Source organism: Acinetobacter sp. YH12151, from assembly GCF_013418355.1.
GTDB classification, from domain to species: Bacteria; Pseudomonadota; Gammaproteobacteria; order Pseudomonadales; family Moraxellaceae; genus Acinetobacter; species Acinetobacter pseudolwoffii.
In genome coordinates this window covers 16,124-35,471 of the sequence record NZ_VPCG01000002.1, presented here as the reverse complement: position 1 = coordinate 35,471, position 19,348 = coordinate 16,124, and the positions used below count along the sequence as shown (strand labels likewise).

Below are 19,348 nucleotides of genomic sequence, written 5' to 3'. Positions count from 1 at the left end.
GGCAGAATATGGGGTTTTAAAGTTTTTAGAGGATTGGCAATATGCGCTTTGTTGATGAAGCAGTCATTACCGTAGAGGCTGGCGACGGTGGCAATGGCGTAGCCAGTTTTCGCCGTGAAAAATTCGTGCCATTTGGTGGTCCAGATGGTGGTGATGGTGGTCGTGGTGGCAGTATTTATATACAGGCTGACGACAACACCAGTACGCTAGTTGATTATCGTTATACACGTAAATTCCGTGCAGAACGAGCAAAAAATGGCCGTGGGGCGAACTGTGCTGGTCGTGGCGGTGAAGACACCGTATTAAAAGTTCCAGTCGGAACAACAATTGTAGATGTTGAGTCTGGCGACATTATTGGCGATTTGATCGAAGATGGTCAACGCGTGAAAGTGGCAGCAGGCGGTGACGGTGGTTTAGGAAATACGCACTTTAAATCATCGACCAACCGTTCACCACGTAAGTGTACGCATGGTCAAAAAGGCGAATTCCGTGAAATCCGTCTGGAGCTTAAAGTTCTGGCAGATGTGGGCTTGCTGGGTATGCCAAATGCGGGTAAATCAACCTTCATTCGTGCAGTATCGGCGGCAAAACCAAAAGTGGCAGATTATCCATTTACCACCATGGTGCCAAACCTGGGTGTGGTCGATGCCGATAGTCACCGTTCATTCGTGATGGCCGATATTCCGGGTCTGATTGAAGGTGCATCTGAAGGTGCAGGTCTGGGGATTCGCTTCCTGAAGCATCTGGCACGTACCCGTATCTTGTTACACATCGTTGATGTACAACCGATTGATGGCTCAGATCCGGCACATAATGCTAAAGCAATTATGAAAGAGTTAGAAAATTTCTCCCCAACACTTTCAAAACTGCCGATCGTATTGGTGCTGAATAAAGTCGACCAATTGGCTGAAGAAACACGTGAAGAATGGTGTACTCATATTCTTGAAGAATTGCAGTGGGAAGGCCCGGTTTTTGAAACTTCTGGCTTAACCGCTGAAGGTACCAAAGACGTGGTTTACTACCTGATGGATCAGATCGAAGAGCAGCGTGAACGCGAAGCTGAAGATCAAGAATATGCAGCAGAAATGAAAGCATTCCGTGATCAGCTTGAAGCTGAAACACGTGAACAAACCATCGCTGCAAAAGAAGCGTATCGTGAGATGCGTCGTCAGCAACGTCTTGCCGGTATTCTGGGCGACGATGAAGATGATGAAGATGGCGATGATGATAGTGATGTGGAAGTGTACTACGTACGCTAATCTCTGAGAGAAGAGTCTGAGGACAAGATGATAGAAGTGGTAGATGGGCAGCGTCAGCTCAAGGGTTGTAAACGAATCGTTGTTAAAATCGGATCATCTTTACTCACAGCAAACGGACAAGGTTTAGATTTAGATGCCATCTCGCACTGGGCGGGACAAATCGCAGATCTACACAATGCAGGACACGAGATTATTCTGGTGTCTTCCGGTGCTGTGGCTGAAGGTATGGTGCGAATGAAACTTGAGAATCGACCCACCGATCTACCCAGTCTTCAGGCTTGTGCTGCCATTGGTCAGATGGGCCTGATTCATACCTGGTCAAGCGTACTGGAGAAACACCAGATTCGAACGGCGCAGGTATTATTGACCCATGATGATCTGGCAGATCGCCGCCGCTATCTCAATTCATGTGATGCTTTGCAGAACCTGATTGACTGGCGCGTGATTCCGGTGATTAATGAAAATGATACCGTTTCTACCGATGAAATCCGCTTTGGTGATAACGACACGCTGGCTGCCATGGTGGCAGGTCAGGTGCATGCCGATCTTCTGATTATCTTAACCGATCAGGAAGGTATGTTTGACTCAGATCCACGCTCGAATCCAGATGCCAAACTGTTCCATACGGTACGTGCGATGGATGAGAGCCTGTTTGAGATGGCCGGTGGTGGTGGTAAATTTGGTCGCGGCGGCATGCTGACCAAAGTTCGTGCTGCACGACTGGCGGCAAAGTCCGGTTGTCCGACCTTAATTGCAAGCGGTGATAGTGATGCTGTGCTATCTCGTCTGATGTCTGGTGAATTGTTAGGAACCTTGTTTGTGACTGACAAAGATCGGATGACCGCGCATCAGCAATGGTTGGCAGCACACCTGCAAACGGCAGGTCGTTTGGTAATTGATGATGGTGCGGTAAAGGCCATTAAAGACAATCATCGTAGCTTGTTGCCTGTCGGCGTCAAAGCGGTTGAAGGACATTTTGAGCGCGGTGATGTGGTGGAATGTGTGGATACACAAGGTCACCGAATTGCAGTCGGTCGTGTTAACTTTAGTTCGCGTTCGGCAGATATTGTACGTGGTCTGGCTTCTGATAAAGTGCATCAGGTTCTAGGTGAAGCACGTTCACTCGAGATGATTCACCGCAATCATATGGCGATTTACTAAGTCATTCAGATTTAAATTTCAATCATAAAAAATCCCGCTTTCGAGCGGGATTTTTTATGACATCTTAATGCGATTTATTTAATCCAGCCCATCCGGATTAATGGCGCAAACAGTGACTGATGAATAGTTAAAATAAACTGCATGAGTTTATCCTGATATTTCCACCACAATGGTAATCCAGCTAAATTTACTGTTATTGCAATCAGGAATGCACCCAGCATATCCATCGGAAAATGCACACCGACATAAACACGTGACCAAGCTACTAGCCAAGCTGTCCAGATTAGAATTCTTCCCAAATCACGTTGTGATGAAAAATAACAAGATAGGGCAATCCCACTAAAAATACTCATATGATTGCTGGGAAAAGAACCTGTAGGTGCATGTTCGATCAGGGTGCGACCAATATCTATTACAAACGGACGTGGGGTATTCAGGATCGCGGACAATACCTCGCTGATCGACAAGGTAATTGCTGTAAAAATAAATGCCTTGATAATGCCAGTTTTTACTTCATAACTGCCACGGAACCAGGCAATAGCAAAAATCAGCAGAAAGAGATAAACCAGATCATGCGCAATCAGGGAGGCATATTGGATCATCCAGATCGAGGCGTGTTCAGGTACATTTAGGATATGAAACAGGTAAAGATTCAGTTGGTCAAGAGACATGAGCAGAGAGGATTGGTACAAATGTCCGTTACTCTAAACCGGTCAAACCTCAATTCCTACCTGAGTTTGTATGAATTTGTAGCCTTGATTATTAAAGAATATTCAAATGATAGAAAACCACCCAAAAGGGTGGTTCTTAAAAATCCGAATAATATGATGAAATCTTATTTAAACTGAATCGCACCATTGGCACTCACCGTCATTTGCGATTCACCCGCAGCAACTTCCTGCTCTGGAACAGCCATATCCGCCGATGCAGCTTTCATCATGGCCATACGCGGTACAGGTTGTGGTGAATAGTTATTGGTATTCAGATTTAAGTTTACCAGTTGATAACTCGGTTTGTTCCAGGCTTGAGTCAGTGCCTGTGCGCGTTGCTGGAAGTTTTTAGAGGCTTCAATCATCAGCTCATTTTCGACTTTTTTGCGCTTTTCGTCTGAAACTTTGAAGTTAATCGACTGGGTCTGGAAGTGCTGTTGTAATTCAGCAATCAGTTGAGACGCTGCTTTAAAATTTTTCGATTCCAGACGAATCTGGGCACGTCCACGCCATTCTTTCAATTTGCGGTTATCATTGTCATAAATAGGGTAAGTGCTTTGTGCGCCCGTCTCGATTTTCACAGTTGGATATTTGCGCGCTGTGGCAATGGCCTGATTCATTAGCTGGTTAATTTGTGTAGCCAATTCAGCTGGCTGTTTGTTGGATTTTTCAATATAAAGCACGGCATGCATTTCATCATTCGAGATTTCACGACTGGCCTCTGCTGAAAGATTCACAACATTGTAATTCAGCGATTCGGCCGGAGCTGCAAATGCGCCTGTGGCCAAGGTAGATGCAAGGATAAAACTGGTAAGTGCTAAGAGACGCATGAAATTGTCCTGTTTTTCTTAAAATTGGCCATCTAAGCCGTTGTTAAAATATTAAATCTCAATTGTGATCTTTTTACGAAATATTTGTGGTAAGAGTGTTAAATTTTCTTTCATTTTACACTCTTACTTGATTTATGTTTATCGTTAATAATTAAGTACTTAATGGTGGATTTTAAGCTTTTTTGCCTGAATGTTAGCTGTGCTACAAAAAAGCATAAAAGAACCCGCTTTTCTTTCTGCTGTCACACTGTAAGATGATCATTCAGGCTATAGGTTGGTGTGATGTTTTTTTTCGATAAAGATTAGGACAAAATGCGACTGAAAGTTGTTTATTTTCCTGAAAAATTCGGTATCATCCGCCTCCTAGTTATTTAAATACAAACTGCTAGCTAGAACCTCTTTATAAAGCGCCGAGTCAAAGGACCAAACGTCACCAGACTTATTTCTTTCACCCATATCAGAGATGGTAATTCGATATGAGCGTTACTTCTGTAAACCCTGCCACCAATTCCACAAACGAATACTACTTGACTCGCCAAAGTCAGATGGAATCGAATGTGCGTAGTTATCCACGTAAATTACCGTTAGCGATAGCAAAAGCACAAGGTTGCTGGGTTACCGATGTTGAAGGTACTGAGTACCTTGATTGTTTAGCTGGGGCAGGGACGTTGGCATTGGGCCATAATCATCCTGCAGTCATTCAAAGTATCCAGGATACAATTGCAAGCGGCTTGCCATTGCATACACTGGATTTAACTACGCCTTTAAAAGATGCTTTTACTGAAGCACTTCTTTCTTATCTTCCAGGTGGTCAAGAAGAATACTGCTTGCAGTTCTGTGGCCCATCCGGTGCAGATGCAACAGAAGCAGCCATCAAACTTGCGAAAACCTTTACCGGTCGTAGCTCGGTGATCAGCTTCTCTGGTGGCTATCACGGTATGACGCATGGTGCATTGGCCATGACCGGTAACCTGTCTGCGAAAAACGCAGTTAACGGTTTGATGCCAGGCGTTCAATTCATGCCGTATCCGCATGAATACCGTTGCCCATTGGGTCTTGGTGGTGAAGCGGGTGTTGACGCTTTAACGTATTTCTTTGAAAACTTCATTGAAGATGTAGAAAGCGGCGTGACTAAACCGGCAGCTGTGATTCTTGAAGCAATTCAAGGGGAAGGCGGTGTGGTAACTGCACCTGTGAAATGGTTGAAGAAAATCCGTGAAGTGACTGAAAAGCACAACATCGTGTTGATTCTTGATGAAGTTCAAGCGGGCTTTGCACGTTCAGGTAAAATGTTTGCCTTTGAACATGCGGGCATCGAACCTGATGTGGTGGTGATGTCTAAAGCTGTTGGTGGTAGCTTGCCGCTCGCAGTACTCGGTATTAAACGTAAGTTTGATGCTTGGCAGCCAGCAGGTCATACCGGTACGTTCCGTGGTAACCAGTTGGCAATGGGTACAGGTCTTGCAACGATCAATACCATTAAAGAACAAAACCTAGCGCAAAATGCCCAAGAACGCGGTGATTTCCTGCAAGCTGAGATTAAAAAATTAGCTGCCGAATTCCCATGTATTGGTAACGTGCGCGGTCGCGGTTTGATGATTGGTGTTGAAATTGTGGACGAGCGCCAAAAGGCAGATCACATGGGTTCTTTACCTGCTGATGGTCAATTGGCAGCAGCGATCCAGACGGCATGTTTCAACAATAAATTATTGCTTGAGAAAGGTGGTCGTAACGGTACGGTAATTCGTTTACTTTGCCCATTGATCATCACGCATGACGAATGTGTTGAAGTGATTGCTCGCTTTAAGAAAGCAGTTGCTGAAGCTCTTGTTGCAGTTCGAGGCGCATAATTCATGGTAGATTTTGCAGAACATCGTAAAGCTTTACTTTGTAATGATGCTGCATCCATCGCTGACTACCAGTCAGCCATGGATCAAGCGACCAAAGCGGTTGCAGCATGGTTGCAAAATGACAAAATGTACACGGGTGGCAGCATTAACGAGCTGCGCAGCGCGATTGCGTTTAATCCTTCTAAACAGGGGTTGGGTGTAGAGAAATCTTTAGAGCGTATGGTTGAACTTTTTCTGAATAAAAGTTTAAAAGTTCATCATCCGCATTCGCTTGCGCATTTGCATTGTCCAACCATGGTGACCAGCCAGATTGCGGAAGTACTGATTAACGCAACCAACCAGTCAATGGACTCATGGGATCAAAGCCCGGCCGGTTCATTGATGGAAGTTCAGTTAATCGATTGGTTACGTCAAAAAGTAGGCTATGGCGCAGGTCAGGCAGGCGTATTCACCTCTGGTGGTACACAGTCTAACCTGATGGGCGTACTGCTGGCACGTGATGCTTGCATCGCGAAAAACTGGAAAGACGAAAACGGTAAGCCGTGGTCGGTTCAACGTGATGGTATTCCTGCGGATGCGATGCGTAATGTCAAAGTCATCTGTTCTGAAAATGCACATTTCTCTGTGCAAAAGAACATGGCGATGATGGGCATGGGTTTCCAGTCAGTGGTGACTGTTCCTGTCGATGAAAATGCGCGCATGGACATGGACGCACTGGAAAAAACCATGGCACACCTTCAAAACGAAGGCAAAATCGTGGCATGTGTGGTGGCAACTGCGGGTACTACCGATGCAGGTGCAATCGATCCACTGAAGAAAGTCCGTGAAATCACCAACCAATATGGCGCGTGGATGCACATCGATGCAGCTTGGGGTGGTGCTTTAATTCTGTCTAACGATCATCGCGATATGTTAGATGGTATCGAGCTGTCTGATTCGATTACGCTCGATTTCCATAAGCATTATTTCCAGACCATTTCGTGTGGCGCGTTCTTGCTGAAAGACGAAGCAAACTATCGTTTCATGCATTATGAAGCGGAGTACTTGAACTCTGCCTATGATGAAGAACATGGTGTGCCGAACCTGGTATCGAAGTCACTACAAACCACGCGTCGTTTTGATGCGTTGAAATTGTGGATGACGGTTGAAGCATTAGGCGAAGAGCTTTATGGTTCAATGATCGATCACGGTGTTGGTTTGACGCGTGATGTGGCAGATTATATTAAAGTGACTGATGGTCTGGAGCTTCTGCTTGAGCCGCAATTTGCCTCGGTACTGTTCCGTGTGGTTCCAGCGGGCTATCCGGTTGAACTTTTAGATACACTGAACCAGAACGTGGCAGATGAGCTGTTTGCACGTGGTGAAGCGAATATTGGTGTGACGAAAGTCGCTCAGGTTCAATCCTTGAAAATGACGACTTTAAGCCCGGTTGCAACGCTGGATAACGTGAAGAACTTGCTGGCACTGGTGCTTGCAGAAGCGGATCGTATCAAAGATTCAATTGCTGATGGTACTTATACGCCACCCATTGCATAAGTGATGGTGGTGTGAAAAAAGGAGATCGAAATGATCTCCTTTTTTTTATTTTTGAGTCATAGAATGATCAATTCTATAGGTAGATTCATCAGAAAAATACCGAATATCTGTACTTATTTTAAGCTGTTATAAAATCGTCATCTAATTATGTAATGCTAGGGAGCAGGATTTATCCTGAGTTCAGGTTTATAAAAATTGTTACATGTCATTGGTCTAAAATTTTTTATTGAAGTGAATGACAAAAAGAACTTAATCATTGAAATCCATAAAAATTTAATCAAGAAAAAACTGCTAGATTAAAAATCACTAAATCGTAATAAAGCTGTAACTTATCTGTCATATTCTAAAATCAAAATGTAGGTATCGAAAGAAGTACAAAACTGAATAAAAAGTGGCGTACTCCAAATTGTATAAATGAGAGAGATACTAGAATGCGCTTTACAAATATAGCTTTAGCATTGGCATTAACAGGGGCAGCTGCTGTAACGACTGCACATGCAGCTCGTGACACGATTCAAATTGCAGGTTCTTCAACTGTACTTCCATATGCCAGTATCGTGGCGGAAGAATTCGGTAATACTTTTCCACAGTTTAAAACACCAGTTGTCGGTTCTGGCGGTTCGTCAGGCGGTTTGAAGCAGTTCTGTAATGGCGTGGGTGATAACACCATTGATATCGCGAATTCTTCGCGTCAAATCAAATCTACCGAGCTGGCTGAATGTAAAAAGAACGGCGTTAACCAAGTATTAGAAATCAAAATCGGTTATGACGGTATCGTATTTGCTTCAAATGCCAATAAAGCGGCTTATAAGTTGCGTCCACAGCATGTCTTTGCTGCACTTGCTGCACAACTTCCATCAAATGGCAAAATGGTCGCCAATCCGTATACACGCTGGAACCAAATTGACAAAGCACTTCCGAATGAGCCGATCACGCTGGTGATTCCTGCTTCGAATCATGGCACGCGCGAAGTGTTCCAGGAGAAAATGGTGGATGCAGGTTGTGAATCGTATGCTGCAATTAAGTCTCTAGACAAAGATGCCAAGAAAAAAGCCTGTACCACATTCCGTAAAGATGGCCGTGTAGTTGAAATTGCAGGCGACTATACCGAAACACTGGCACGTTTGAAAACTTCTCCAAGTGCAGTCGGGGTGTTTGGTCTGGGCTTCTATGACCAGAACCGTGACCGCTTACGTGTTGCAACTGTGAACAATGTAGCACCTTCTGAAAAAACGATTTTGAATGGTGCTTATCCGGTATCACGTCCATTGTTCTTCTACGTGAAAGGCGAACACTTGAAATCGATCAAAGGCTTACCACAGTTCACTGAATACTTCCTGAACAAGAAGGTATCAGGTAAGGGCTCTAAGCTGGAAAAAGCAGGTCTGATTTCAATGTCTGATAAAGAACGCGCAGCAGTCCTTGCAAATTTCAAGGCTGGTAAAGCGGTCATTGTAAAATAATCGATGATTTTGAAATCGCTGGTGGTAGGGTCAACCTACCATCGGCTTTTTGCGATAAACAAGTTTTTTCAAACCATGAAAATTGAGAAAACAGTGGAGAATACATGAATCTGCTACTTATAGGTGTGTTATTGGCGATTATGGCCATAGCCTATCAAATCGGATTAAGTAAAAGCCGTAATTTAGCAGGTAAGGGAAGCAATTCTGCAAACTTACACTCGCGTCCCGGATATTATGGTGCACTGGTTGCACTGTGGTGTGGTATCCCTGCGTTTTTAATTTTGATTGTTTGGAATATGGTTGAGCCAAGTTTTCTGGAGCAAGTGGTACTCAACCATTTGCCGCAGGATATTTCGGCCAATCTGGATCCGGCAAGTCTGGGCGTTGTTGTTGATCGCGTTCAGGCACTTGCCTCAGGTTTCGGTGTCAGTGATACACCTGCAGCCTATGAACTGGCCGCAGCAGAACAGTTAGCTAAATTTTCGACCATTGGGACTTTTGCCAAATTGGCAGTGGTGATTTCGGCTGCACTGGCAGGTCTGGTCTGGGCCAAAAAACGTATTAGCCAGGAATTCCGCGCACGTAACCAAGTCGAGAAAATGATGAATATCGGCTTGGCATTGTGTTCGGGCGTGGCAATTCTGACCACGCTCGGGATTGTCATGTCGATGTTTGGTGAGGCGATGCGCTTCTTCAGCTTCGTCAGTCCACTGGATTTCTTCTTTGGTACCGAATGGAACCCGGGGTTTAGCACTTCTGGCAGTGCCGAGGGCAGTTACGGTTTATTGCCACTGCTGTGGGGTACGCTCATGGTCAGTGCGATCGCACTTTTGGTCGCGGTACCGGTCGGTCTGATGATTGCGATCTATCTGGCAGAATATGCATCACCGCGCTTCCGCTCTTGGGCAAAACCGACCATTGAAGTGTTGGCGGGTATTCCTACGATTGTTTATGGTGTCTTTGCCTTGATGATCATCGGTCCATTTCTTAAAGCCATGGGTGCCATGGTCGGACTCGAAATTAATGCCACCAGTGCGCTGACCGCGGGTCTGGTGATGGGTATCATGATTATTCCATTCGTATCTTCTCTATCCGATGACATTATTACCCAGGTGCCACGTGCCTTACGTGATGGTTCTCTGGGGCTAGGTGCAACCAAATCTGAAACGATCCGTCAGGTGGTTTTACCTGCAGCTTTGCCGGGTATTATTGGTGCTTTCCTGTTGGCAGCATCCCGTGCGATTGGTGAAACCATGATCGTGGTACTTGCAGCGGGGAACAGTCCGCAGCTGCATGCCAATCCACTTGAAGCCGTATCTACGGTCACCATTACCATCGTCAATCAATTAACAGGTGATACCGACTTTGCCAGTCCGCAAGCACTGGTGGCCTTTGCCCTGGGACTGACCTTATTTGTGATTACCCTAGGTTTGAACATTGTTGCACTGATCATCGTGCGTAAATATCGTGAGCAATACGACTAATGAGTACTTCAAATACAACGCCTGTGGATCAGCGTGTTGATCCATCCGTCGCTGCCGAGCTGCGTGAAAAGCGTAAGAAGACCATTCAAAGCTCTTTGGGGCGACGTCATCGTAAAGAAAAAACATTCCGTCTATTTGGTTTCTCTGCGGTATTGGCCGGTCTGTTCTTTGTGGTATTGCTCTTCGGCAGTATTTTATCCAAAGGTTTGCCTGCCTTCTGGCAAAGCAGCATGAGTTTGCCGATTCATTTCGATCCGGCCATTGTAGAGATTGGTCCAAAACCCAAGCCAGCTGCGGGAGAGTCTCCGGCGCAGTTTGAAGAGCGTATGATTGCCTGGCAAATGGATGTCGGCATGGTGGACTGGGATGCACTGATCATCAACGGCATGATCGCCAGAGACAGCAAGCTGGAAAGTCAGCGTGATGAACTGGGTTATTTATATACCAGTTCTGAGGCTTATCGCTTACGTGACATGGTCATGAATGATCCAAGTCTGGTCGGTCAAAGCACAGAGGTTAAAATTCTGGCAGATGCCAATGTCGATGTCTGGCTGGCGGGTAATATTGATCGTTCGTTACCAGCAGAACAGCAACAACTCAGTCCTGAAGTACGCCAGGTGGCGGACGAGATGAAAGCCTCAGGTGTAATCGAAAACAGTTTCAATACGAATATTTTTACCAGCCCTGACTCGCGTAGTTCACCGGCAACGTCAGGTCTGGCAGGCGCTTTCATGGGCTCACTGTTCATGATGATGATCGTGATCTTTATCTCGATTCCAATTGGGGTGGCATCTGCGATCTATCTGGAAGAGTTTGCGCCGAAAAACTGGATTACCGATATTGTCGAAGTCAACATCAACAACCTGGCAGCAGTGCCATCGATTGTGTTTGGTTTGCTGGGTGCCGCGATCTTTATTGGCTGGATGCATATGCCACTATCGGCACCTTTGGTGGGTGGTTTAGTTCTGAGTCTGATGACTTTGCCGACTGTGATCATCACCACACGTGCATCACTTAAAGCGGTTCCACCTTCGATTCGTCAGGCAGCGTTGGGCTTGGGTGCTTCCCGCATCCAGACAGTATTCCATCATGTCTTGCCTTTGGCTTTACCGGGTATTTTGACGGGTGCAATTATCGGGGTTGCACAGGCTTTGGGTGAAACTGCACCATTGTTATTAATCGGGATGAGTGCTTTTGTTGCCAGCGTTCCAGCCACACCATTTGACCAATCAACGGCTTTACCTGTACAGATTTTCTTATGGCAAGGCAATGAATTGCGTAACTTCTTTGAAGGGCGTACCGCAGCAGCAATTATTGTACTTCTGGCCATGATGATCAGCTTGAACAGCTTGGCCATCTGGTTACGTAAGAAATTTGAAGTCCGTTGGTAATAGGGGCAGAATCATGAACACAACTGTTATTCAAAATTCCTTAAAAAAGGATCAAATCGTGAATCCACAACAGACACAATTCACCTCGGATGAGGCGACTCAAAAGCCAGCAACTCCGTTTGTTTCCCAGTTCGATACGCAAAGCAGCAGCAAAAAAGATGCGAAGTCGACGAATGTGAAACTTAGTACTTCTGATGTGCATGTGTACTATGGTGAAGCGGAAGCGATTAAAGGCATTGACCTGAACATTTATGAAAATGAAGTGATTGCTTTTATTGGGCCATCAGGCTGTGGTAAATCGACCTTTTTGCGTACCTTAAACCGCATGAACGATACCATTGATAGCTGCCGTGTGACCGGTAAAGTGATGCTGGACAATCAGGATATTTATGATCCAAACCTGGATGTGGTCTTGCTACGTGCTCAAGTCGGGATGGTGTTCCAGAAGCCGAACCCATTTCCGAAATCAATCTTCGATAATGTCTCCTATGGTCCGAAGCTGCATGGTTTGGCGCGTGACAAGTACGATCTTGAAGAAATTGTCGAAGGTAGCTTGCGCAAAGCCGGTTTGTGGGAAGAAGTGAAAGATCGTTTGAATCAACCAGGAACAGGTTTGTCAGGTGGTCAGCAGCAACGTCTGTGTATCGCGCGTACAATTGCAGTCAGCCCGGAAGTGATCCTAATGGATGAACCGTGTTCAGCCCTTGATCCGATTGCAACTGCCAAAGTGGAAGAGCTGATTTCGGAGCTTTCGACTCAATATACCATTGCGATTGTAACCCACTCCATGCAACAGGCAGCGCGTGTATCTGACCGTACTGCGTATTTCCATCTGGGTGATTTAATTGAGGTGAATGCGACCGAGAAAGTCTTTACCCAACCAGACCATCAATTGACTGAAGCTTATATTACAGGGCGTTTTGGTTAATGCGATTTTAAAAATAAATCTTTTAAAACAGAATCTTAGGGTTCTGTTTTTTGTTATGTTCTATAAGTTTTTTAAGATTTATAATGATAATGCAACAGACACCTGAATTTAAAGAAAAAGCTAAACTGACGCAAATCGCGATGAAAGATATGTTTCGAAGCCTATTCGGCACAGTATATACTCATCAATATTTTGGTTTAGTGATGGTGCTGTTTAGTATCATATTAGCCTTGATTGTCCCTTATGAAGGCTTGTTCATTACTTCACAAAGTCAGGGAATGACCAACTATCATCGTTGGCTCTATGACGTGTTTGTGATCGTGAATACTTTCTTGGGCTTTGTGATTTTTTATATGTTAAAGCATCAAAAATATAATATTGAAGTTAAACAAAAATGGCGTGTTTATATTACAGCACATGCTCAATTTAAATTTCATCGTTATCTAAAAGCACAAGAGAAGGGCAAGAAACCATTAATGCATACGCGTTTTGGTGAATACTTCTTTGTGCTTATTACGATCATTTTTTTTATTGCGGTATATTCATTGATGACCCCTTCGGGGACAAGTCATCGAGGTTTTATTATATTAACCTGGTGGCCAATGAATGCTTCGATTATAGCTGTAATCTATACACTTTTATTTATTTGGTATTTTCGTTTGTTCGCGATCAATGAAATTATGAATCAATATAAATTATTGATTCGTCGTGGACATGCTTGGCAACAAGATCAATAAATGCTGTTGAAAAAATCAGAATTGACCTAATCTAAGGATATAAGCCGAATTAAATAGAGAATAGATTTTTTATGTTATTTCATAGTCCGAAACTGCCCGCTGAAATCCGTGTCAGTCATTTAAATGCGCGTATCAATGAACAACGAAAAAAAATAGCGCAAACTACTGGCTCTAAACTGGAACTTTTACAGTTATCGCAACAACTGTCAAAAGAAGCGCGTGCGCGTAAGAAAACCAATCAAAAAATCTATGTACTCGATTTTAAGGGCGATATGGCGGCTTCTGCAGTAGAAGGCTTGCGTGAAGAAATCACTTTGATTCTGGCTACAGCTAAAGCCGGCCGTGACCGTGTTGTGGTGCGTCTGGAAAGTCCGGGCGGCATGGTTCATGGTTATGGACTTGCCGCAGCTCAACTGGTACGTTTACGTGAGGCGGGTTTTCATCTGACCATTTGTGTCGATAAAGTAGCCGCTAGTGGCGGTTATATGATGGCATGTATCGCCAATGAGATTATTTCTGCACCATTCGCGATTGTCGGTTCAATTGGTGTAGTTGCTCAAGTACCTAATTTTAACCGTCTGCTGAAAGACAATAAAATTGACTTTGAACTCTATACCGCAGGTCAGTACAAACGTACCGTGACCATGTTTGGTGAAAATACTGAAGAGGGTAAGGCTAAGTTTGAAGAAGAATTACAGCAAACCCATGCTTTATTCAAACATTTCGTTGAAAAGTATCGTCCGCAGCTGAATATAGAAAAAGTGGCCACCGGTGAGCATTGGTATGGTCGGGATGCGCTGGATCTAAATCTGGTGGATAAACTGCAAACCTCAGATGAATATCTGCTCAACTTGTTGCCCCAACATGATATCTATTCCATCCAGACCCGCAAGAAACCAACTTTGGGCGAAAAGCTGGGTCTGCAAGCCGCACAAATTGCTGATTCACTGGTACCTACTGTCATGAATAAAGTTATGGAAAGCTTAAGTAAAGCCAATGCAAATTTGGTGCAAATGCGTGATCCAAAACTTTAATTCAGTTGATCTTGAATGAATTTTAAAGCTCACTGCGGTGGGCTTTTTTTTTTGAAATCATACTATTATGATATAAGTGAAGCACTTTGATTGAGTCTAGGCTCATATGCTCACGTTTATTTTGTTGCTTGGGTTTTTTAGTATCGTATTTATTCCGATGTTATGTATGCTTTATTCTGAAGCAAAATTAACTCAGGATGATTCTAAGAAGGTTTTGTTTTGGCTGAGTTTTCTACCCGGCGTTTGTATCTTTCTGCTGTATAGCTTTCTAAAGCCCAATGATCCACCTGTTATTCCATCGAAGGAATGTGGTGTTGTGCAGTTTTATCAGATGCATAAAGTTCGAGGTGGTAACGAATTTGAACGTGTGAGTATTCGCTTTGATGGCGCTCAATATAGTCGGCATTTATTCTTCGATAAGCATCTGGATAAAATTCCTCAAGGCCAAAAGGCCTGCTTTGAATATCTAGATAAATTCAAATATCCACATTTTTCAGAATCTAAGTTTATTCAATGGGTTGAACCGAATGAAATGTAAACCATCACTGAAACTAATCAGATAAAATAAAGCATATTTTATTGTTAGAGCAGAAACATGGCTATAGCTGAAGCATATCTTGCAACGCAAAATTGTTACTTTAATTATGAATTTGAAGAACTTTATTTAGAGGATGATTTTCCTGAAGAGTTATCTGTATCACTACGTGGCATGATGTTCCGTCATGAGATTGAATATCCTGATACAACCTATTTCATTTATTACAGTGAGATGTTGACGGGTAATGAACTGCAAAAAATGAAAGATGATTGGATGCGATATTGCCCGCATTCATAATTGAAAAAAATGAATGTAATTAAATGCGTGATCCAAAACTTTAATTCAGCTATTAGTTTCTGATTTTAAAAGCTCACTTCGGTGAGTTTTTTTGATTTTTCGGTATCAACTGCAGACCGCCTGTTATCGCCGCGCCAATCGTAGCAAGCAAGATGTCTTTGTGCGCATCCCACATATCACCTTGTTGTCCATTATAGTTTTCAGCTTCCTCAGGAGATAAACCAATGGCAATCAGCCATTCCAGCCATTCATAGAGCATGCTACTGGCCACCACAAACTGAATCACCAGCAGGAAAATGACCACAGGTCTTTGCTGCGGCAACCAGACCTGAAACAGGCGATAGAAAATTGGATAAAGTAATAATCCGTAGGCCAGATGGACAAAACGGTCAAACATATTGCGTGACCAGTGCATCGCTTCATTCAGATTAAAGCCAAAAATCTGTTCGATCCATTGGTTATAAGGCACATAAGAATACAGATAATGCGCAGCAATCACATGAACAATCAGGAAAAGGATATATAAATTAAAACTTAAAAAATTCAGCCCAATTTTATACAGACAGACCAGCAGCATGATAAGCATGAAAGCTGTACCTGCCTGATGCAAGAGATACGCTTCCAGTTCTAAAGGACGAATACTGGCAAGCAGAATCGCCAGAATTAAAATACCCAGGCTCGCATAATGCTTGGCGGAAAGTCGCTGCTCAATCATGTCGTTATGATGAAATATCGTTTTTAGAATAAAACACATTATAAATAAAAAGGCGAAGCCTGAGCTTCGCCTTTTGGTCTTATTTTAAATTAGATTTTAGCAATCAGCTCAGCCACTTGTTTGGCCTGTTCAGCAGCATTACCTGTATAAGAAGCAGGTGTCATTTCAGCTAGACGCGCACGATCAGCAGCTGGAACAGCTTCTAACTCGTTACCGTTTACGAAATCAACCATCATGTCGCGAGTCATGGCCTGACCACGAGTCAGAGCTTTTAATTTTTCGTATGGTTTTTCAACGTTGTAACGACGCATTACAGTTTGAATCGGTTCAGCCAACACTTCTTGCGCATTGTCTAAGTCTTCGTTAATGCGCGCAGCATTGAGTTCAAGTTTGCCGATCCCTTTAGCACATGCTTCGAAAGCAATTAAGCTTTGTGCAAAACCAACACCCATGTTACGCAGCACAGTAGAGTCAGTCAGGTCACGCTGCCAGCGAGAAATTGGCAGTTTTTCCCCAAGGTGTGCAAGTACAGCATTGGCAAGACCCAAGTTACCTTCAGAGTTTTCGAAGTCAATCGGGTTTACTTTATGCGGCATGGTTGAAGAACCGACTTCGCCATCTTTTAGCTTTTGCTTGAAGAAACCAAGCGAGATATAACCCCAAACATCACGGTTAAAATCGATCAGAATAGTGTTGAAACGACGCAGGGCATCAAACAGTTCAGCCATGTAGTCATGTGGCTCGATTTGCGTGGTGTACGGGTTGAAATCTAGACCCAAAGATTCTACAAATGCTTGTGAATGTGCCGGCCAGTTGATGTCTGGGTAAGCAGAATAGTGCGCATTGTAGTTACCTACTGCACCATTGATTTTGCCTAGAAGTTCAACATTTTTGAACTGTTTGATTTGACGTGCAAGGCGGTAAGCCACGTTCGCCATTTCTTTACCCAACGTCGTTGGGCTTGCAGTTTGACCATGCGTACGAGACAACATTGGCTGGTCAGCATGCTTTTCAGAAAGTGCAACAACTGAATCAATGATTTGCTGCATAGATGCAACCAGTACATCACGACCGCTTTTCAGCATCAAGGCATGTGACAGGTTGTTAATATCTTCAGAAGTACATGCAAAGTGAATGAATTCACCGGCATTTTTCAATTCATCGATATTGGCAATTTTTTCTTTCAGGAAATATTCAACCGCTTTAACGTCGTGGTTGGTGGTGCGTTCGATCTCTTTGATGCGATTGGCATCATCTTCAGAGAAATTGCTTACAATCGCATCAAGCGCTGCATTAGTTTCGCCTGAAAACGCCGGAACTTCAGTAATTTCCGGGTGGTTCGCAAGCGCCTGTAACCAACGCACTTCAACAGTCACACGAGCATGGATTAAACCAAACTCAGAAAGAAAGGGACGTAGAGCATCACATTTGCTCGCGTAACGTCCATCTAGTGGAGAAAGTGCAGTTAAAGCGTTCATATCGATTCCTTAGATTTTGGAATTAAACGTAAAACGAAACACGTGCAGTATCAGTTAAACCACCTGAAACTGTAAACGCGCCAGATTCTGAATATCTTTTAGCAACTTGCGTTTGCCAAATACCATGCCCCAGGAGCTGCCACCAAGCTGACGCCACAGGTGCGCCATTTGCAAACCGGTAAAGAGGGAAGCACGGATGCGGTTGGTATGTCCGGCATCTTTAAAGGCTTCGGCATTGCCACGAACCATGATGCGCGGATTGATTGATCCCGCAGTATCGACATAGGTTTGAGCCAGATTGGCAATGATGCTGGGGTGCAGGTAATTGTTATCGAAAAAGGAAAGCTGTCTGAGAATTTTCTGTTGGGACTGTTCAATAATTTCAACAAATTGGGGATTGCTATAGACCTTCTTTTCTAATTGAAGAAGTGCCATGGCATAGCTCATTGGAAGTTTTGTACTGGAAAGTTTTGGAATTCTGGATTTTGGTGAAGTATTGAAGGGTTGAATAATGCTGCTTTCTAATGTTTTTAAGCCTAAGGAAATATCGGCCAGTTGATTAAAAAAGTCTAAGGTCTGGGCATTTTCGTTATTGCCGGGACGAATATTGAGACTGGCTTTAATCAACTGTTCAAAATAAAAGTTACCGTTTTCACCAATACTTTGCTGACCACTCAATGCGGTCATATGGGTCAGCTGGGTGGCCTGAAACACACCCGCTAACGCCAAAGCGCGATTTTGACGAGTATTCAACGTTGTGGCTGGTTGAAATGGTAACTCCGTCATGCCGAATTCATCCTTTTATAAAATCAGGTTTAGGTGCATTGGTATGATGAATCACACCACCGCCTAAACAAACTTCACCTGAATAAAACACCACACTTTGACCTGGGGTCACTGCACGTTGTGGTTCATCAAACTCCACACGTACACCATTGGGTGATTCTGAATCTTGGTACACCGTACATGCTTGATCAGTCTGACGGTAACGGGTTTTGGCCGTGCAACGGAAACCTGTTTCAGGAATATCCTGCTCGCCGGCCACCCAGTCAATCGCTTCACTCCAAAGCATGGTGCTTTGCATCAGTGGGTGCTCATGGCCTTGACCCACCACCAGACGATTGCCTTCGATATCTTTATGTAATACGAACCAGGCACCTTCCGCGACGCCTTTCATTCCGCCAATACCGATGCCGCCGCGTTGACCGAGCGTATAGTACATTAAGCCGTGATGATCACCAACCTCTTTACCGTCTTCCAGCACGATTTTTCCGGGTTGTGCCGGTAAATATTGCTTCAAGAAGTCATTAAATCGGCGCTCACCAATAAAGCAGATCCCGGTCGAGTCTTTTTTCTTCGCCGTAGCAAGATCTAATTCTTCAGCGATTTTGCGGACTTGCGGCTTTTCAATTTCACCGACAGGGAATAATGTCTTGTTAATTTCACGACCATGTACGGCATGCAGGAAATAGGTTTGATCCTTATTCTGATCAACACCACGTAAGAGTGGTGCGTATTCTTCACCGCGCGAATTGGTCATGGTTGCACCGCGACGACAGTAATGACCTGTGGCAATAAAGTCTGCACCCAAGTTCACCGCATGATCTAGAAAGGCACGGAATTTAATTTCTTTATTACATAAAATGTCTGGGTTTGGGGTACGGCCAGCCGCATATTCTGCTAAAAAATGCTCGAATACACGATCCCAATATTCCATGGCAAAGTTTGCGGTATGCAGTTTAATCCCGATTTTGTCGCAGACGGCCTGAGCATCGGCAAGGTCATCCATCGCCGTGCAATATTCTGTGCCGTCATCTTCTTCCCAGTTCTTCATGAAAAGACCTTCAACCTGATAACCCTGTTGAATTAAAAGCGCAGCAGAAACAGATGAATCTACACCACCCGACATACCGACGATGACACGTTGTTGCATAGGA

At 44.1% G+C, this 19,348-nt stretch carries 18 protein-coding genes; 12 read left to right on the top strand and 6 right to left on the bottom strand.

Features of this window, described 5'->3' with window-relative positions:
* The first annotated feature begins 41 nt into the window (after positions 1–41).
* The gene (gene cgtA / locus FTU82_RS01240) at positions 42–1,259 is read left to right on the top strand and encodes an Obg family GTPase CgtA (protein WP_005096448.1); all 1,218 of its coding nucleotides are present in this window, start codon (positions 42–44) and stop codon (positions 1,257–1,259) included.
* Between the two features lie 27 nt (positions 1,260–1,286).
* Positions 1,287–2,420, top strand: a complete 1,134-nt coding sequence (gene proB, locus FTU82_RS01235) for a glutamate 5-kinase (protein ID WP_005096449.1) — start codon at positions 1,287–1,289, stop codon at positions 2,418–2,420.
* Positions 2,421–2,494: 74 nt separating this feature from the next.
* On the opposite strand, the gene FTU82_RS01230 is transcribed toward proB, so the two are convergent.
* On the bottom strand, positions 2,495–3,091 hold the full coding sequence (locus FTU82_RS01230; protein ID WP_005096450.1) for a phosphatase PAP2 family protein: 597 nt from the start codon (positions 3,089–3,091) through the stop codon (positions 2,495–2,497).
* A 164-nt stretch (positions 3,092–3,255) separates the two neighbouring features.
* Complete coding sequence (locus FTU82_RS01225; RefSeq protein WP_180039422.1) at positions 3,256–3,960, bottom strand: SIMPL domain-containing protein; 705 nt, start codon at positions 3,958–3,960, stop codon at positions 3,256–3,258.
* Between the two features lie 476 nt (positions 3,961–4,436).
* Between FTU82_RS01225 and FTU82_RS01220 the strand changes: the two genes are divergently transcribed.
* The 10 genes from FTU82_RS01220 (at position 4,437) to FTU82_RS01175 (ending at position 15,218) form a co-directional block, all read left to right on the top strand.
* On the top strand, positions 4,437–5,810 hold the full coding sequence (locus FTU82_RS01220) for a diaminobutyrate--2-oxoglutarate transaminase (RefSeq protein ID WP_005096454.1): 1,374 nt from the start codon (positions 4,437–4,439) through the stop codon (positions 5,808–5,810).
* Between the two features lie 3 nt (positions 5,811–5,813).
* Complete coding sequence (locus FTU82_RS01215) at positions 5,814–7,346, top strand: aspartate aminotransferase family protein (RefSeq protein ID WP_005096455.1); 1,533 nt, start codon at positions 5,814–5,816, stop codon at positions 7,344–7,346.
* Positions 7,347–7,777: 431 nt separating this feature from the next.
* Positions 7,778–8,809 (top strand): substrate-binding domain-containing protein, encoded by a 1,032-nt coding sequence (locus FTU82_RS01210; protein ID WP_005171700.1) that lies wholly within the window; start codon positions 7,778–7,780, stop codon positions 8,807–8,809.
* A 104-nt stretch (positions 8,810–8,913) separates the two neighbouring features.
* Positions 8,914–10,293: a phosphate ABC transporter permease subunit PstC gene (pstC, locus tag FTU82_RS01205; RefSeq protein ID WP_074383000.1), complete on the top strand. Its 1,380-nt coding sequence runs from the start codon at positions 8,914–8,916 to the stop codon at positions 10,291–10,293.
* Positions 10,293–11,684, top strand: coding sequence for a phosphate ABC transporter permease PstA (pstA, locus tag FTU82_RS01200; protein ID WP_180086356.1), 1,392 nt, complete (start codon positions 10,293–10,295; stop codon positions 11,682–11,684). Before pstC ends, pstA begins: the two co-directional genes overlap by 1 nt.
* A gap of 13 nt (positions 11,685–11,697) precedes the next feature.
* Entirely contained in the window at positions 11,698–12,612 is a 915-nt protein-coding gene (gene pstB, locus FTU82_RS01195; protein ID WP_218947714.1) for a phosphate ABC transporter ATP-binding protein PstB, read from the top strand.
* A gap of 89 nt (positions 12,613–12,701) precedes the next feature.
* Positions 12,702–13,349 (top strand): hypothetical protein, encoded by a 648-nt coding sequence (locus FTU82_RS01190; RefSeq protein WP_180000865.1) that lies wholly within the window; start codon positions 12,702–12,704, stop codon positions 13,347–13,349.
* Positions 13,350–13,420: 71 nt separating this feature from the next.
* Positions 13,421–14,383: a protease SohB gene (sohB, locus tag FTU82_RS01185; RefSeq protein ID WP_180086358.1), complete on the top strand. Its 963-nt coding sequence runs from the start codon at positions 13,421–13,423 to the stop codon at positions 14,381–14,383.
* A 106-nt stretch (positions 14,384–14,489) separates the two neighbouring features.
* A complete protein-coding gene (locus FTU82_RS01180) occupies positions 14,490–14,921 on the top strand; it encodes a hypothetical protein (protein ID WP_180086360.1) in 432 nt (143 codons plus the stop codon).
* Between the two features lie 57 nt (positions 14,922–14,978).
* Complete coding sequence (locus FTU82_RS01175) at positions 14,979–15,218, top strand: hypothetical protein (RefSeq protein WP_180086362.1); 240 nt, start codon at positions 14,979–14,981, stop codon at positions 15,216–15,218.
* 73 nt (positions 15,219–15,291) lie between these two features.
* Here the strand turns inward: FTU82_RS01175 and FTU82_RS01170 are convergent, their stop codons facing one another.
* The 4 genes from FTU82_RS01170 to mnmA form a co-directional block, all read right to left on the bottom strand.
* Positions 15,292–15,933 (bottom strand): DUF2238 domain-containing protein, encoded by a 642-nt coding sequence (locus FTU82_RS01170; RefSeq protein ID WP_180086364.1) that lies wholly within the window; start codon positions 15,931–15,933, stop codon positions 15,292–15,294.
* An 89-nt stretch (positions 15,934–16,022) separates the two neighbouring features.
* Positions 16,023–17,411, bottom strand: coding sequence for an adenylosuccinate lyase (gene purB, locus FTU82_RS01165; RefSeq protein ID WP_004730090.1), 1,389 nt, complete (start codon positions 17,409–17,411; stop codon positions 16,023–16,025).
* Positions 17,412–17,465: 54 nt separating this feature from the next.
* Positions 17,466–18,197, bottom strand: a complete 732-nt coding sequence (gene hflD / locus FTU82_RS01160; protein ID WP_100328735.1) for a high frequency lysogenization protein HflD — start codon at positions 18,195–18,197, stop codon at positions 17,466–17,468.
* 7 nt (positions 18,198–18,204) lie between these two features.
* A complete protein-coding gene (mnmA, locus tag FTU82_RS01155; protein ID WP_180077301.1) occupies positions 18,205–19,344 on the bottom strand; it encodes a tRNA 2-thiouridine(34) synthase MnmA in 1,140 nt (379 codons plus the stop codon).
* Between the last annotated feature and the right edge of the window lie 4 nt (positions 19,345–19,348).